This is a genomic window from Streptomyces sp. NBC_01241 (assembly GCF_041435435.1).
GTDB lineage: Bacteria > Actinomycetota > Actinomycetes > Streptomycetales > Streptomycetaceae > Streptomyces.
The window spans coordinates 6,314,710-6,330,246 of the sequence record NZ_CP108494.1; the positions used below are offsets into that span (position 1 = coordinate 6,314,710).

The following is a 15,537-nucleotide window of genomic DNA, read 5'->3' on the forward strand; positions in this document are numbered from 1 at the left end:
CGGGTTGATCTGTGGTTCGCCAGCTGGTGAAGCGAAGGTCTATCAGCGGTGGTCGAGCCGCGTCAACGGTCATCGAAACGGCGTGTGGTCTGCGGGAATAAGCGGAGGGCCCGCACCGTGGAGACGGTGCGGGCCCTCATTGGTTCAGACCTCTGTTGCCTTACTGCTGAGGCGCTGGCGGCTGCTGCTGCCAGCCCGCGGGCGGTACGGGGCCCTGCAGTTCGGGCGGGACCGGCTGACCGGGCTGTCCCGGCTGACCAGGCAGGCCGGGCTGCTGCTGGTGAGGCGGCGGCGGACCGGCCGGGCTCGCCGCGGACTGGGCCTGGGAGGGCAACGACTGCTGCCAGCCGTGCTGTTGCACTCCGGGACCGGGCTGCGGGGGATACGGCTGCGGAGGCTGCTGGCCGCCGTACGGCTGTTGCTGCGGCGGGTACGGCTGCTGCGGGGCGTACTGCTGGCCGGGCAGCGGCGGGGCGTACTGCGGGGGCGGATTGGAACCGTGCGACGTCCAGAGCCCCTGCTGCTGCTGAGCGCGCGCGAAGTCCTCGGCCACCAGCGCGGAGAGGTTGAAGTACGCCTCGCGGGTCTTGGGACGCATCATGTCGAGGTCGACCTCCGCGCCGGCCGCCAGATGCTCGTCGAACGGTACGACGACCACGCCGCGGCAGCGCGTCTCGAAGTGCTGCACGATGTCATCGACCTTGATCATCTTGCCGGTCTCGCGGACGCCCGAGATGACGGTGAGGGAACGCTGTACGAGTTCCGCGTAGCCGTGCGCCGACAGCCAGTCCAGCGTGGTGGACGCACTGGACGCACCGTCGACCGACGGCGTCGAGATGATGATCAGCTGATCGGCGAGGTCCAGCACTCCGCGCATCGCGCTGTAGAGCAGACCGGTGCCCGAGTCGGTGAGGATGATCGGGTACTGCTTGCCCAGCACATCGATGGCGCGCCGGTAGTCCTCGTCGTTGAACGTCGTGGAGACCGCCGGGTCCACGTCGTTGGCGATGATCTCCAGACCGGAGGGCGCCTGCGAGGTGAAGCGGCGGATGTCCATGTACGAGTTGAGGTACGGGATCGCCTGGACCAGGTCACGGATGGTGGCCCCGGTCTCCCGGCGCACCCGGCGGCCGAGCGTGCCCGCGTCCGGGTTGGCGTCGATGGCGAGGATCTTGTCCTGCCGCTCGGTGGCCAGGGTCGAGCCGAGGGCGGTGGTCGTCGTGGTCTTGCCGACACCGCCCTTGAGGCTGATGACCGCGATCCGGTAGCAGGACAGCACGGGCGTACGGATCAGGTCGAGCTTGCGCTGCCGCTCGGCCTCCTCCTTCTTGCCGCCGAGCTTGAAGCGGGCCGCGCCGGACGGCGTACGGCTGCTCTTCGCCTTCTGCTTGCCCCGGACGAGCCGGTCGGAGGAGAGCTCCACCGCTGCCGTGTACCCGAGCGGGGCGCCGGGCACGGAACGCTCGCGCTGATCGTGGGTGACCGGGGTCGGCCAGGCGGCCCCGGTGCGCGGGTCGACGGGCTGTCCGTGGGGCTGTTGTTGCTGCGGCTGTTGTTGCTGGGGGTGTTGTTGCTGCGGCTGCTGTTGGTGGGGGTGCTGTTGTTGCGGCTGGGGGTGGGAGGGCTGCTGGGGTACGGGCTGCTGCGGGGCGACCTGCGCCGGCAGATGGGGCGTGCCCTGGACCGGCTGCTGAGGCACCTGGGGGACCTGGGGCGGGAGGGGCGAGCCCTGCTGCGCGGGCCACTGGTGCTGTTGGGGAGCTTGCGGCTGCTGGGGCACTTGAGGTGGCTGGGGCACTTGAGGCGGCTGCGGGAAGCCGTAACCGCCTTGATGAGGCTGGTGGGGTACCTGCGGCGGCTGGACCGCGCCGGCCTGCGGGAATCCGTAGCCACCGGGCCCCTGGCCGGCCGGAGCCGGAGCGGGCCACTGCGGTGCCGCCTGGGGTGCGGTGGGCTGCGGTGCGGCGGGCTGGAAGGCAGGCGGCAGCGGCGGCAGCGCGCCCTGCGGCGGCGCCGGGGTCCAGGGGGCCGGCCCGGCGGGCGCCGGGACGTCCTGATGAGGCACCGCGTCCGCGACGGCACCCGAAGGCGCGATGGCACCTTCCGGCTCGTCCGCGGCACCGCTCATCAGGCCGCTGCCCGGCGGATCGGCGGGTGCCGCGACGTCGGCACCGGTATCCGCGGCGGCAGCGCCGTCGGGCTCATCGGCGGGCGTCTCCGCGGGTGCGTCCGCAGCCTCCGCGGAAACGGAACCGGAATCGGAACCGGAATCGGGACCGGAAACGGAAACGGAACCGGGCGCCTCGCCCGCGTCCGTACGGTCGTCACCAGCACCTACTCCGGCACCAACACTTACTCCAGCACCTACTCCGGCACCAGCACCTGCCCCAGCACCAATGTCCGCGGAACCCGAGTCCGCAGCCGAGCCGTCCCCGTCCGCGCTCTTCGCCGCCGCCTCGCGCTCCGCGATCTCCCGCTTCAACGCGGTGGGCGAGAACCGCATGGTCGCGCCGCTCTCCACATCACCGCCCCCGAACGGATCCGCCATCCCGTCGGAAGTCACCGGTCCCGCTCCCGCTCCCTCCGCAGGCGTAGAAGCAGGCGAAGGAACGGCGGAGTCACCCGCCGCGGACTGAACCGGAGTGGGCGGCGCCGGAGCCCAGTTGGGGTCGAAACCGCCCCCGGCCGGCGGCGACGCGGGCACGGACACCGGCGCCCCGCTGGGCGGCGGAGGCGGCGCCAGGTGCGATCCGGCGCCCCCCGACGAGTCCCCCGGCGCGTTCTGCGTGTACCAGGCGGGCGGGGTGTAGTCGATGGTGAACTCACCCGTCATCTCGGCGGGCTCCGCGTCGGACGACTCGTCGGCGGGCTTGTTCCAGCTCCCGCGGATCTCGTCCCGATCGCCGTTCACTTTGCCTCCTGGTGTGGTCGAGCACCCTTGTGCCGTGGTGGGTGGGGGCGACCGTTCCCGTTGTCCGATCCGCCCGGCTCTCCCCCTGGGGACGCGCATCGCCTGCCCGCAGGTTCTTCTGCTGCCCCCCGACCCACCCTAATCGTCATCGGGCTCACTGCGGCAGGCCGTACCGCACGGCAGAAACTGTCCAGTAGGTCACGCACCGCCCTCAAGTGCCCCGCGTGCGGCGGAGCACACAGACCGAAGCGGTCAATTCGCTACATATCCAGGCGTGGTGAAAGGGTGGCCGCCGTGTTCGGACAGCCACCCTTTCCCTTGGCCATTGCCTACGTGAGGTCGAACTCACCGTCCCGTGCGCCCAGTACGAACGCGTGCCACTCGGCCTCCGTGTACCGCAACACGGTCTCCGGGTCCAGCGACGAGCGCATGGCGACCGCGCCGCCCGGCAGATGCGCGATCTCGACCCGTTCCTCGACGTCCTCGGTCCCCGGTGCGCTCAGCCACTCCACATCCGAGATGTCGAGAGCGTAGAGCTCTTCCTTTTCCTGCTGGGTGCCCATGTCGGCGTCCCTTCGATCGAACCGTGTCGTTCCCCGGCCATCCTCCCTGGAAGCGGCAGGCCCGGGGTTGCGAACGGAACAGTATTCAGCGGATTCTCGCGAGGAACCCCGGGGCTTCAGCCCCGTGAGGAATCGCCTCCTTGGCGGGTGGCGCGGAGCGCCCGCACAGCCGCCCGGTGGATTCGGGCAAGGTGGTGAGCGCCAGAGGCGAACGTGTTTGCTGTCGGTCGCCCGTTCGGGCGGAATGTGGGCGGATTCGGCTGGTTTGTGCGATTGGCGCACTAGGGTCCGTGGTTGTGAAGCTGGTGGTGCGCGTCAAGCTGCTGCCGACGCCCGTGCAGGCGTCGGTGCTTGAGGCGACCCTGAGCGCGTGCAACGAGGCTGCGACCTGGGCCGCACAGGTGGCCTTCGACGAGCGCGTCCGCAAGAACCTGCCGCTGCGCAAACTGACGTACCGGGAGATCAAGTCCAGGTGGGGTCTTGGGGCGCAGGCCGCCCAGCATGCGATCAAGAAGACCTGCGATGCTTACACCACGCTGGCGGCGAACTGTGCGCCTCCCAGCGGGAGCGTTGCCAGCACGCCCGGCAGCTGCTCGCGGTCCAACCGCACCAGGCCGACCCTGGCGTGCCGTGCGGCTTGCTCCAATGTCCTTCGTACTCCGACCAGTTCGGTATCGGATCCGCCCGTGATCCGTACGTGACCGGACACGGACACATCGCCCTGGCGCGAACCGCGCCGCACCGTCAGGCTGAAGGTCGTCGCATACGCGGGGACCGAGGTCAGCAGCGAGACGAGGCACGGCAGAGGAGTCGCCTCCCGGCCCAACTCGGGCCGGCGGTCCACCGCATAGGCGGTGTGCCAACGATCGTCGCACCGCCAGACCCTCGACGTCTCCATCGTTCGCCGCTGCGGCACGACATCCGGGCGTCCGGCGCGGGCCGACAGGATGGGATTGGCACACGCGGATGTGGCCACGGCGGAGTGCAGCTCCTCCTGGTCCAGTACCGGCCCGGAATCCGGCGCCGGTGATCCGGCTCGCCACATGGTCCGCGACCCGAACCAGACAGCGCTGAGCTCCGCCGATTCCGCCACCGCGCGCCTGGCGGAGCGATTCACCGCTGGCCTCGACCCGTACGACAGCGGTCAGGAACGTGCCGTCCCCGACCATGCCCAGTGTGCGACGGTCCCGGTCGACATAGATGTACGGGGCGAAGCCCGGCACACTTATCCGCCGACCGAAACGCTGCGCGAGGCCGGCACGGGGGACAGCACCGCGCTCGACATCCGTACGATCCGGCTCGCCGCAGCCGTTGCGGGCGCCGCCGCTCTGATCGCCGCCATAGGGCTGATCGCGCCGTGCAAGGGAGTCACCCCGTTCTGGGGGCGCTTCCTGGAGATCGCCGAAGCGTGTGTGCTCCTGACGCTGATCCCCCTTGTGCCTCGCCGTTTTCGATCTCTGCCACTCGGTCCGCGCTCTCGCCAGCCGACCCCGCCCGGCAAAACCCGAGCTCAGCCAGGCAAAATCATGCCCCTCCGGCGATTGAGGACAGGGCCGGCACCGGACTCCCGGGGGCACCTCACCCCCGACCGAACCGGCTCCGCCGGACTGGTACGCTGTGTGACGGCCGTTTGTGTACGCGCTCCCGGATCATCCTGGGATCTGCGCTCATCGGACCTTCGCCCCCGAGTAATGGAAGAACCCCTGCGATCAAGACCAGGGGCACTCGTGGACGCATCGAACATCAAAGAGGAGTACGCGTGCCGCTCGACGCCGCTACGAAGAAGCAGATCATGTCCGAGTTCGCCCAGAAGGAGGGCGACACCGGCTCCCCCGAGGTCCAGGTCGCGATGCTCTCCCGTCGCATCTCGGACCTGACGGAGCACCTCAAGACGCACAAGCACGACCACCACTCCCGTCGTGGTCTGCTGATCCTGGTCGGCCAGCGCCGCCGCCTTCTGCAGTACCTGGCCAAGAAGGACATCCAGCGCTTCCGTGCCCTGGTCGACCGCCTCGGCATCCGCCGCGGTGCGGCCGGCGGCGCCAAGTAAAACGCCGTGAAGGGAGCGGTTCCCACTACTGAGGGGGCCGCTCCCTTTGTTGTACGTACGATTGTGCGTACGTACGCATGTACGGGACGTGGCGGGCCTGCCCGCACGCCCGGAATGCAAAGCTGAGTCGAATCTCAGTAACCTGGTCGCAGAACGACCGGCAGAACGAACCACGGACGAGCGAGAAGCAGACCTCCCCGCCGCCGGTCCTCGGTAGTGGCCCCCGGACTCATCGACCCGGGTGCTTCGATCGAAGACCGGCCCGCCGATGGAGGGCTTCTCCGCTACCGTCCCCCGCCACACGGGCGTGGGGGCGAGAAGACGATATGTATCGGAGAAAACGCTAGTGGAGAACGAGACCCACTACGCCGAGGCCGTTATCGACAACGGAACCTTCGGCACCCGCACCATCCGCTTCGAGACGGGCCGCCTGGCCAAGCAGGCCGCCGGCTCCGCCGTCGCGTACCTGGACGACGACACCATGGTGCTGTCGGCCACGACCGCGTCCAAGAAGCCCAAGGACCAGCTCGACTTCTTCCCCCTCACGGTGGACGTCGAGGAGCGGCAGTACGCCGCCGGCAAGATCCCCGGCTCCTTCTTCCGTCGTGAGGGCCGGCCCTCCGAGGACGCGATCCTCACCTGCCGCCTGATCGACCGCCCGCTGCGCCCCTCCTTCAAGAAGGGCCTGCGCAACGAGATCCAGATCGTCGAGACGATCATGGCGCTCAACCCCGACCACCTGTACGACGTGGTCGCGATCAACGCCGCCTCCTGCTCCACGCAGCTGGCCGGCCTGCCCTTCTCCGGCCCGGTCGGCGGCACCCGTGTCGCCCTGATCAAGGGCCAGTGGGTCGCCTTCCCGACGCACACCGAGCTCGAGGACGCCGTCTTCGACATGGTCGTCGCCGGTCGCGTCCTGGAGGACGGCGACGTCGCGATCATGATGGTCGAGGCCGAGGCCACCGAGAAGACCATCCAGCTCGTCAAGGACGGCGCCGAGGCCCCGACCGAAGAGGTCGTCGCCGCCGGTCTCGAAGCCGCGAAGCCCTTCATCAAGGCGCTCTGCAAGGCCCAGTCGGACCTCGCCGCCAAGGCCGCCAAGCCCACCGGCGACTTCCCGGTCTTCCTGGACTACCAGGACGACGTCTTCGAGGCGCTCGCCGCCGCCGTGACGTCCGAGCTGGCCCAGGCGCTCACCATCGCCGGCAAGCAGGACCGCGAGGCCGAGCTGGACCGCGTCAAGGAGATCGCCGCAGAGAAGCTGCTCCCGGCCTTCGAAGGCCGCGAGAAGGAGATCTCCGCCGCGTACCGTTCGCTGACCAAGAAGCTGGTCCGCGAGCGCGTCATCAAGGACAAGGTCCGCATCGACGGCCGTGGCGTCACGGACATCCGTACGCTCGCCGCCGAGGTCGAGGCCATCCCGCGCGTGCACGGCTCGGCGCTGTTCGAGCGTGGCGAGACCCAGATCCTGGGCGTCACCACCCTCAACATGCTCCGCATGGAGCAGCAGCTGGACACCCTCTCCCCGGTGACCCGCAAGCGCTACATGCACAACTACAACTTCCCGCCGTACTCCGTCGGTGAGACCGGCCGCGTGGGCTCGCCCAAGCGCCGCGAGATCGGCCACGGCGCGCTCGCCGAGCGCGCCATCGTGCCGGTGCTGCCGACGCGCGAGGAGTTCCCCTACGCGATCCGCCAGGTCTCCGAGGCGCTGGGCTCCAACGGCTCGACGTCCATGGGCTCGGTCTGCGCCTCCACCATGTCGCTGCTGAACGCCGGTGTGCCGCTCAAGGCCGCCGTCGCCGGTATCGCCATGGGCCTGATCTCCCAGGAGATCGACGGCAAGACCCACTACGTCGCCCTCACCGACATCCTCGGTGCGGAGGACGCCTTCGGCGACATGGACTTCAAGGTCGCCGGTACGAAGCAGTTCGTCACCGCGCTCCAGCTCGACACCAAGCTCGACGGCATCCCCGCCTCGGTCCTGGCCGCCGCGCTCAAGCAGGCCCGTGACGCCCGCCTCCACATCCTCGATGTGATGAACGAGGCCATCGACGTCCCGGACGAGATGTCCCCGAACGCCCCGCGGATCATCACCGTCAAGATCCCGGTGGACAAGATCGGTGAGGTCATCGGCCCCAAGGGCAAGATGATCAACCAGATCCAGGAGGACACCGGCGCCGACATCACGATCGAGGACGACGGCACCATCTACATCGGTGCCCAGCAGGGTTCGCAGGCCGAGGCCGCCCGCGCCACGATCAACTCGATCGCCAACCCGACCATGCCGGAGGTCGGCGAGCGCTACCTGGGTACGGTCGTCAAGACCACCACCTTCGGCGCGTTCGTGTCCCTCATGCCGGGCAAGGACGGTCTGCTGCACATCTCGCAGATCCGCAAGCTCGCCGGTGGCAAGCGCGTGGAGAACGTCGAGGACGTGCTCGCGGTCGGATCCAAGGTTCAGGTGGAGATCGCCGAGATCGACTCCCGTGGCAAGCTCTCTCTGATCCCGGTCGTCGAGGGTGAAGAAGACGAGAAGAAGGACGACGCCTCCAAGTGACGTCCCGTAGTTCCGTGACGACGGCCCGCGCCTCTTCCGAGGCGCGGGCCGTCGCCCGTACCCAAACGCTTCTCAAGGGCGCCAACGGCATCGGTACGGTCCGGCGAACCGTCCTTCCGGGCGGCCTCCGTGTCGTCACCGAGACCCTGCCCTCCGTCCGCTCCGCCACCTTCGGGATCTGGGCCAACGTCGGATCACGCGACGAGACCCCCACCCTGAACGGCGCGACGCACTACCTCGAACACCTCCTCTTCAAGGGCACCGCCAAACGCAGCGCCCTCGACATCTCCGCCGCCATCGACGCGGTCGGCGGCGAGATGAACGCCTTCACGGCGAAGGAGTACACCTGCTACTACGCGCGGGTCCTCGACACCGACCTGCCGCTGGCCATCGACGTCGTCTGCGACATGCTGACCGGCTCACTGATCACCGCCGAGGACGTCGACGCCGAGCGCGGCGTCATCCTCGAAGAGATCGCCATGACCGAGGACGACCCGGGCGACTGCGTGCACGACCTGTTCGCGCACACACTGCTCGGCGACACCCCCCTCGGCCGCCCCGTCCTCGGCACCGTCGACACCATCAACGCGCTCGACCGCGGCCGGATCACCCGCTTCTACAAGAAGCACTACGACCCCACGCACCTGGTCGTCGCCGCCGCGGGCAACATCGACCACGCCACGGTCGTACGCCAGGTCCGCAAGGCCTTCGAGCGCGCGGGAGCACTGTCCCGCACCGACGCCGTCCCGGTCGGCCCGCGCGCGGGCTCCCGCACCCTGCGCACCGCCGGCCGCGTCGAGCTGCTGAACCGCCGGACCGAGCAGGCCCATGTCGTCCTCGGTGTGCCGGGCCTGGCCCGTACCGACGACCGGCGCTGGGCGCTCGGCGTTCTCAACACCGCCCTCGGCGGCGGCATGAGCTCACGCCTCTTCCAGGAAGTACGGGAGAAGCGAGGTCTCGCCTACAGCGTCTACTCGTACACCTCGGGCTTCGCCGACTGCGGACTCTTCGGCGTGTACGCGGGCTGCCGGCCCAGCCAGGTCCACGACGTCCTCAAGATCTGCCGGGACGAGCTCGACCGGGTAGCGTCCGAAGGACTGAGCGACGAGGAGATCGGCCGCGCCATCGGGCAGCTCTCCGGCTCCACGGTCCTGGGCCTGGAGGACACCGGCGCGCTGATGAACCGCATCGGCAAGAGCGAACTGTGCTGGGGCGACCAGATGTCGGTCGACGACATGCTGGCCCGGATAGCGCAGGTCACCTCCGATGACGTCCGCGCGGTCGCGGGCGAGGTCCTCGGACACCGCCCCTCGCTCTCCGTCATCGGCCCGCTCAAGGACAAGCAGGCCGACCGCCTCGACGAAGCGGTCTCCTAACCCACCCGTAAGGAAGCAGAGCAATGAGCAAGCTGCGCGTGGCCGTTCTCGGCGCCAAGGGCCGTATCGGATCCGAGGCGGTACGAGCCGTCGAGGCCGCCGACGACATGGAGCTGGTGGCCACCCTGGGCCGCGGCGACAAGCTGGAGACCCTCGCGGAAACCGGCGCCCAGGTCGTCGTCGAGCTCACCACCCCCGCGTCGGTGATGGGCAACCTCGACTTCTGCGTACGGCACGGCATCCACGCCGTCGTCGGTACGACGGGCTGGACCGACGAACGGCTCGCGCAGCTGAACACCTGGCTCTCCGGGTCCCCGGAGACCGGTGTGCTCATCGCGCCGAACTTCTCCATCGGCGCCGTCCTCACGATGAAGTTCGCGGAGCAGGCCGCCCGCTACTTCGAGTCCGTCGAGGTCATCGAATTCCATCACCCCAACAAGGTCGACGCCCCCTCGGGCACCGCCACCCGCACCGCCCAGCTGATCGCCGACGCCCGGCGGAAGGCCGGCTGCGCCCCGCAGCCGGACGCCACCACCACGGCCCTGGACGGGGCCCGCGGAGCGGACGTCGACGGCGTCCCCGTCCACGCGATCCGGCTCCGCGGTCTCCTCGCCCACCAGGAAGTGCTGCTCGGCGCCGAGGGGGAGACCCTCACCATCCGCCACGACTCCCTGCACCACAGCAGCTTCATGCCGGGCATCCTGCTCGGCGCACGCCGTGTGGTGACCACTCCCGGCCTGACGTTCGGCCTGGAAAACTTCCTCGACCTGAACTGACTGAGCCCCCGCCATGCGCGCAAAGATCACTTACTTCGTCACCGCTGCCGTCCTCGTCTTCTACTTCGTCCTGGTCGGCAGCCGTGGCATCCTGCTCATCGAGCACGGCACCCTGCTGACGGTCACCTTCGGGGTCGCGGTGCTGATCCTGCCGGTGATCGGGGTCTGGTTCCTCTGGAAGAACACCCAGTTCGTGGCGCGGGCCAACGCACTGGCCGCGGAACTCGACGCGGAGGGCGGCCTGCCGGTCGACGAGCTGATCCGTACCCCGTCCGGCCGCATCGACCGCGCCTCGGCCGACGCCGTGTTCGCACGGCGCCGCGAGGAGACCGAGGACACCCCGGAGGACTGGCGCTGCTGGTTCCGCCTGGCCGTCGCCTACCAGGACGCCAGGGACACCCCTCGGGCCCGCAAGGCCATGCAACGCGCCATCGCCCTGCGCACGAGGCCCGTCCCCGGACGGGTCACACCGGCCGGATCAGGCCCATCGGGCGACTGAGGACGGAAACGGTTACCGGGCGGGCCCGGTAACCACCGCCTCAGTGCCGCCGATACTCGTCCCCCCACGCCTCGATCGTGTCCGCGGCACGGTCGAACGCCTCGCGCCGCGCCAGAAAGTCCGCATTGCTGTCGGTGAGCAGGGGCGGAATCATTTCGCCACCCTGCCGTACGACGATCAGTGCCTGACCCTGCACCGTGCGCGGAAACCCGAGCCACTTCACCGGTTGCTGCACGGTACGGACGGCCGTGACGCGATTCCACGGCACGGTCGTCGTCGTGAAGAAGCCCACCCGCCGCACGCCGTGCCTGCTCACCCAGGCGCCGAGCCGCAGCAGTCGCAGGGCACAGACGATGACCACGAGCGCGAGTCCCAGACACACGGCGGCACCCGGCAGCTCCCCGGCGAACGCGATCACCATCCCCGCGAGCAGGACGAACGACGCGAGCAGCAACATGGAGGCCGCAGCCGCGACCCGCCAGGGCCCGGGGCGGTACGGACGCCGCCATTTGTCGTGGTCGTCGAACGGCAGCGCGATGTCCTCAGCTCTCGCGTCAAACGCGCGGTCGGCCGTCAGAAAGGGCAGGGGCACGACTGATCCTCACTCACAAGCACGCTCGATTGCTGTGCCCGGTGAGGCTACCGAGGAGGTCACCGCCCGACCACCCCAGGGGGCCCGTACGAGTCAGCGCCCGTGGGCGGCCTCCGTCTGCTGGGAGTGCGACGGGTCCTGGGCGGTGCTCAGAGCGGGCAGGCCGAGGATCAGCGACCCCACGAGACCTGCGACGACCGTCAGCCCGATGAGGGAACGGCCGGCCAGCTGCGAGACACTGGTGCGCTCACGCGGGGGCGGGGTGACGTTACTGCGGAATCGGTCGGCCTCGGCTACGAACGAGAACGGAACGGATTCACGCCGGCGGAACATGAGAAGACTCTCCTTGAACCCTGGTACGGATGCTGCTATTGAGTCAGACGTACGACAGACCCGTTCGGTGCCCCGAATCACCGAATTCGTCGAAGAAATCCCGGCACGACCCTTCCAGCCCTCGCTGTCAGTGGCGGCCCGTAGAGTGGGCGCCGCCCGAGCGACGCAATTGGAAGGACCCCGCCGGTGACCGAGACCCCCGAGCCCGCAAAGCCGAGCTTCCGCAGCGATGTCACCGTTGAGCTGGTGAAACATGCCGCAGGCGACTCCGACGTCCTGTTCGCGGCCCGTGTCTCCACGGCCGGCGAACAGTCCCTGGAGGAGGTCACCAAGGACCCTGAGCGGTCCAAGGGGCTCATCAACTTCCTGATGCGCGACCGGCACGGCAGCCCGTTCGAGCACAACTCGATGACCTTCTTCATCAGCGCCCCGATCTTCGTGTTCCGCGAGTTCATGCGCCACCGCGTCGGCTGGTCGTACAACGAGGAATCGGGCCGTTACAGGGAGCTGGAACCGGTCTTCTATGTCCCGGGCGAGTCCCGCAAGCTCGTCCAGCAGGGGCGCCCCGGGAAGTACGAGTTCGTCGAGGGCACCCAGGCCCAGCAGGAGCTCACCGGCCGCATCATGGAGGACTCGTACCGCCAGGCGTACGAGGCCTACCAGGAGATGCTCGCCGCGGGAGTGGCCCGCGAGGTCGCCCGCGCGGTGCTCCCCGTCGGCCTGTTCTCCTCGATGTACGCCACGTGCAACGCCCGCTCGCTGATGCACTTTCTCGGCCTGCGCACCCAGCACGAGCTGGCCAAGGTGCCCTCGTTCCCGCAGCGGGAGATCGAGATGGTCGGGCAGCAGATGGAGGAGCACTGGGCCCGTCTCATGCCGCTTACCCATGCAGCCTTTAACAAAAACGGACGCGTAGCCCCGTAAGCGGTGTCCGTATTGCGGCGTTTCGTGAAGTTCATCTAGGCTGATCAAACGGACCCGGCACTGCTTGAACCCCCGAGCAGGCAGTGCCGGGCTCCTACTGCGTGTCCCCCCGAGGGGGCATTGGGCGCTGAGCAGCGAGTAGCGTGTTACCCATGGCTCCGATCTCCACTCCGCAGACCCCCTTCGGGCGGGTCCTCACCGCTATGGTCACGCCCTTCACGGCGGACGGTGCACTCGACCTCGACGGTGCCCAGCGGCTCGCCACCCATCTGGTGGACGCAGGCAATGACGGCCTGATCATCAACGGCACCACCGGCGAGTCCCCGACCACCAGCGACGCGGAGAAGGACCAGCTCGTCAGGGCTGTACTGGAAGCAGTGGGGGACAGGGCCCACGTCGTCGCCGGCATCGGCACCAATGACACCCGGCACAGCATCGAGCTTGCGCGCACGGCCGAGCGCTCCGGCGCCCACGGCCTCCTCGCGGTGACGCCCTACTACAACAAGCCGCCGCAGGAAGGCATCTTCCGGCACTTCGCGGCCATCGCCGACGCCACCGGGCTGCCGGTGATGCTCTACGACATCCCCGGCCGCAGCGGTGTGCCGATCGACACAGAGACACTGGTACGGCTCGCCGAGCACCCGCGTATCGTCGCCAACAAGGACGCCAAGGGCGATCTCGGCCGCGCAAGCTGGGCCATCACCCGGTCGGGCCTGGCCTGGTACTCCGGCGACGACATGCTGAACCTGCCGCTCCTCTCGGTCGGCGCCATCGGCTTCGTCTCTGTCGTCGGCCACGTCGTCACCCCGGACCTGCGCGCCCTCATCGAGGCGTACCTCGGCGGCGACGTCCAGAAAGCCACGGAGATCCACCAGAAGCTCCTGCCGGTCTTCACCGGCATGTTCCGCACCCAGGGCGTGATCACCACCAAGGCCGCACTGGCCCTCCAGGGCCTCCCCGCAGGCCCGCTGCGCCTCCCCCTGGTGGAACTCACCGCACAGGAAACGGCGCAGCTCAAGATCGATCTCGCCGCCGGTGGGGTAGAGCTGTAACCACAGACTTCACAACTGAATAAGCGAAGAACACTCGCAAGAGCGACAACACCAGACAACAGCAAGTGCACGAATGACATGCGCGCCACGTGCCCAAGCGGTACGTGGCGTGTGTGGTAAGGAGAGTCTTTTGAGTCATCCGCATCCCGAACTCGGTACCCCGCCGAAGCTCCCGAAGGGCGGCCTCCGGGTCACCCCGCTCGGCGGCCTCGGCGAAATCGGCCGCAACATGACGGTCTTCGAGTACGGCGGCCGCCTGCTCGTCGTCGACTGCGGGGTTCTCTTCCCGGAGGAGGAGCAGCCGGGAATCGACCTGATCCTGCCGGACTTCACCACGATCCGGGACCGTCTCGACGACATCGAGGGCATCGTCCTCACGCACGGCCACGAGGACCACATCGGTGGTGTCCCGTACCTGCTGCGCCTGAAGCCGGACATCCCCCTCATCGGCTCCAAGCTGACCCTCGCGCTGATCGAGGCGAAGCTCCAGGAGCACCGCATCCGCCCGTACACCCTCGAAGTCGCGGAGGGCCAGCGCGAGCGCATCGGAGTCTTCGACTGCGAGTTCGTCGCGGTCAACCACTCCATCCCGGACGCACTCGCGGTCGCCATCCGCACACCCGCGGGCATGGCCGTCGCGACCGGTGACTTCAAGATGGACCAGCTCCCGCTGGACGGCCGGCTCACCGACCTGCACGCGTTCGCCCGGCTGAGCGAGGAAGGCATCGACCTTCTTCTCTCCGACTCCACCAACGCGGAGGTTCCCGGCTTCGTACCGCCCGAGCGGGACATCTCCAACGTCCTGCGCACGGTCTTCGCCAACGCCCAGAAGCGCATCATCGTGGCGAGCTTCGCCAGCCACGTGCACCGCATCCAGCAGATCCTCGATGCGGCCCACGAGTACGGCCGCCGGGTCGCCTTCGTCGGCCGCTCGATGGTCCGCAACATGGGCATCGCCCGTGATCTGGGATATCTGAAGGTCCCCGCGGGCCTGGTGGTCGACGTCAAGACCCTCGACGACCTGCCGGACGACGAGGTGGTGCTGGTCTGTACGGGATCCCAAGGCGAGCCGATGGCCGCACTGTCCCGTATGGCCAACCGCGACCACCAGATCCGGATCGTCCAGGGCGACACGGTGATCCTGGCGTCGTCCCTGATCCCGGGCAACGAGAACGCGGTCTATCGCGTGATCAACGGTCTGACCCGCTGGGGCGCCAACGTCGTCCACAAGGGCAACGCCAAGGTGCACGTCTCGGGTCACGCCTCGGCCGGCGAGCTGCTGTACTTCTACAACATCTGCAAGCCGAAGAACCTGATGCCGGTCCACGGCGAGTGGCGCCACCTCAGGGCCAACGCCGAACTGGGCGCCCTCACCGGTGTCCCCAAGGACCACATCGTCATCGCCGAGGACGGCGTCGTCGTCGACCTCATCGACGGCAAGGCCAAGATCGTCGGCAAGGTCCAGGCCGGTTACGTGTACGTCGACGGCCTCTCGGTCGGGGACGTCACCGAGACCTCCCTCAAAGACCGCCGGATCCTCGGTGAGGAGGGCATCATCTCCGTCTTCATCGTGGTCGACAGCTCCTCCGGCAAGATCACGGGCGGTCCGGACATCCATGCCCGCGGCTCCGGCATCGACGACTCGGCGTTCAGCGCCGTGGCGCCGAAGATCGAGGAAGCGATCAACAGGTCCGCCCAGGACGGAGTGATGGAGCCCCACCAGCTCCAGCAACTGGTCCGCCGCACGGTGGGCAAGTGGGTCTCCGACACCTACCGCCGGCGCCCGATGATCCTTCCGGTCGTCGTCGAGGTCTGACCCCGACAGGCGCGAACTCCGGAGCGGGGCCCCCGATTTGCATCAGGGCGCCCCGCTCCAGTACGTTTACGGCTCCGCCTGACCG

General features: G+C 68.7%; 12 protein-coding genes and 2 pseudogenes. 9 read left to right on the forward strand and 5 right to left on the reverse strand.

Annotated elements, in window-relative coordinates; all coding sequences use genetic code 11:
- Positions 1 to 160 precede the first annotated feature (160 nt).
- From OG306_RS28445 to OG306_RS28455, 3 genes and pseudogenes are all read right to left on the reverse strand, one after another.
- Complete coding sequence (locus OG306_RS28445) at positions 161 to 2,911, reverse strand: SCO5717 family growth-regulating ATPase (protein ID WP_266749037.1); 2,751 nt, start codon at positions 2,909 to 2,911, stop codon at positions 161 to 163.
- A gap of 329 nt (positions 2,912 to 3,240) precedes the next feature.
- A complete protein-coding gene (locus OG306_RS28450) occupies positions 3,241 to 3,474 on the reverse strand; it encodes a DUF397 domain-containing protein (RefSeq protein WP_266749038.1) in 234 nt (77 codons plus the stop codon).
- Between the two features lie 526 nt (positions 3,475 to 4,000).
- A pseudogene (locus tag OG306_RS28455) lies at positions 4,001 to 4,700 on the reverse strand (type VII secretion protein EccE); the annotation flags it as partial.
- Between the two features lie 27 nt (positions 4,701 to 4,727).
- On the opposite strand from OG306_RS28455, the pseudogene OG306_RS28460 reads away from it, so the two are divergent.
- The 6 genes and pseudogenes from OG306_RS28460 to OG306_RS28485 form a co-directional block, all read left to right on the forward strand.
- Positions 4,728 to 5,019, forward strand: a pseudogene (locus OG306_RS28460) (hypothetical protein); the annotation flags it as partial.
- A 214-nt stretch (positions 5,020 to 5,233) separates the two neighbouring features.
- A complete protein-coding gene (gene rpsO, locus OG306_RS28465; protein ID WP_003965855.1) occupies positions 5,234 to 5,524 on the forward strand; it encodes a 30S ribosomal protein S15 in 291 nt (96 codons plus the stop codon).
- Between the two features lie 346 nt (positions 5,525 to 5,870).
- Complete coding sequence (locus OG306_RS28470; RefSeq protein ID WP_266749040.1) at positions 5,871 to 8,084, forward strand: polyribonucleotide nucleotidyltransferase; 2,214 nt, start codon at positions 5,871 to 5,873, stop codon at positions 8,082 to 8,084.
- Positions 8,081 to 9,460, forward strand: coding sequence for a M16 family metallopeptidase (locus OG306_RS28475; RefSeq protein WP_266749041.1), 1,380 nt, complete (start codon positions 8,081 to 8,083; stop codon positions 9,458 to 9,460). The genes OG306_RS28470 and OG306_RS28475 overlap by 4 nt, the downstream gene beginning before the upstream one ends.
- Before the next feature lie 23 nt (positions 9,461 to 9,483).
- The gene (dapB, locus tag OG306_RS28480) at positions 9,484 to 10,236 is read left to right on the forward strand and encodes a 4-hydroxy-tetrahydrodipicolinate reductase (protein WP_266749042.1); all 753 of its coding nucleotides are present in this window, start codon (positions 9,484 to 9,486) and stop codon (positions 10,234 to 10,236) included.
- Between the two features lie 13 nt (positions 10,237 to 10,249).
- The gene (locus OG306_RS28485; protein WP_266749044.1) at positions 10,250 to 10,735 is read left to right on the forward strand and encodes a tetratricopeptide repeat protein; all 486 of its coding nucleotides are present in this window, start codon (positions 10,250 to 10,252) and stop codon (positions 10,733 to 10,735) included.
- A 40-nt stretch (positions 10,736 to 10,775) separates the two neighbouring features.
- On the opposite strand, the gene OG306_RS28490 is transcribed toward OG306_RS28485, so the two are convergent.
- The gene (locus OG306_RS28490) at positions 10,776 to 11,327 is read right to left on the reverse strand and encodes a hypothetical protein (RefSeq protein ID WP_266749045.1); all 552 of its coding nucleotides are present in this window, start codon (positions 11,325 to 11,327) and stop codon (positions 10,776 to 10,778) included.
- 93 nt (positions 11,328 to 11,420) lie between these two features.
- A complete protein-coding gene (locus OG306_RS28495) occupies positions 11,421 to 11,660 on the reverse strand; it encodes a hypothetical protein (RefSeq protein WP_266749046.1) in 240 nt (79 codons plus the stop codon).
- A 186-nt stretch (positions 11,661 to 11,846) separates the two neighbouring features.
- On the opposite strand from OG306_RS28495, the gene thyX reads away from it, so the two are divergent.
- From thyX to OG306_RS28510, 3 genes are all read left to right on the forward strand, one after another.
- Positions 11,847 to 12,584: an FAD-dependent thymidylate synthase gene (gene thyX, locus OG306_RS28500; RefSeq protein WP_266749048.1), complete on the forward strand. Its 738-nt coding sequence runs from the start codon at positions 11,847 to 11,849 to the stop codon at positions 12,582 to 12,584.
- Positions 12,585 to 12,736: 152 nt separating this feature from the next.
- Positions 12,737 to 13,636 (forward strand): 4-hydroxy-tetrahydrodipicolinate synthase, encoded by a 900-nt coding sequence (gene dapA, locus OG306_RS28505; RefSeq protein ID WP_266749049.1) that lies wholly within the window; start codon positions 12,737 to 12,739, stop codon positions 13,634 to 13,636.
- A gap of 130 nt (positions 13,637 to 13,766) precedes the next feature.
- Positions 13,767 to 15,452, forward strand: coding sequence for a ribonuclease J (locus OG306_RS28510; protein ID WP_266749051.1), 1,686 nt, complete (start codon positions 13,767 to 13,769; stop codon positions 15,450 to 15,452).
- The last annotated feature ends 85 nt before the right edge of the window (positions 15,453 to 15,537 follow it).